This window comes from Vibrio sp. 03_296 (assembly GCF_002265885.1).
Window position 1 is genome coordinate 1 of record NZ_NPKW01000397.1, and the last position, 792, is coordinate 792.

At 47.3% G+C, this 792-nt stretch carries 1 pseudogene; it reads left to right on the forward strand.

What is annotated here, in order from left to right:
• Positions 1-191: 191 nt before the first annotated feature.
• Positions 192-792, forward strand: a pseudogene (locus CIK04_RS24920) (EamA family transporter); the annotation flags it as partial.

The following is a 792-nucleotide window of genomic DNA, read 5'->3' on the forward strand; positions in this document are numbered from 1 at the left end:
AAGCCAAGAATAAAAACAAAATACATTATTGGTTACTAAACTCATCCACCATCATTCCATACACTTCACAGAGGTTGATTCTCTTCCTCTGTGAAGTGGCCTTTCTCCCTCGCTAGCTTATTTATTCCATTCACGTATACTTCTCTCGTTTACACAAAACTACAATAATCAACACAAAGAAAATACACTTAATGTCTGCTGCTAGCTTTCTTCGTCTCGTCTGCCTTGCCGCTATTTGGGGAAGTTCATTCCTATTTATGCGCATCGCAGCTCATCAGTTTTGGTCCTGCGTATCTCATTGAGCTTTCTGTGATTGTTTGCTGTCCATCAGTTTACTGCTGGTGTCCCTCTACCTGCGCAAACACATTCGTGCTTTGCTCAGTCATCCAAAACACTTTTTTATCATTGGCCTGTTCAATACGGCGTTGCCTTTTCTTTGTTTTGCCTACGCGGCGCAACCATTGATGACCTCTACGCTGGCGGTACTCAACTCAACCGCGGCGATTTGGGGCACGGTGATTGGTTTTTTCTGGCATAAAACCCCCATTTCCACCAAAGGAGTGTTCGGCTTGATGTTAGGGGTAACTGGGGTGGTGGTGCTCGGTGGGTTGGGATGCCATCAATCGTTGGGTCAGCAAGCCGTCACTGCCTATCACTGCTGGCGTCATGGCCGCATGTTGCTACGGCATAGCAACAAACTACACCAAAGGAGCCCCACAAGTGTCTGCCTTCGCCAATGCACATGGCAGTATGTGGGCTGCCGTGCTGATTGTGTTGCCCTTGCTGCCTTTT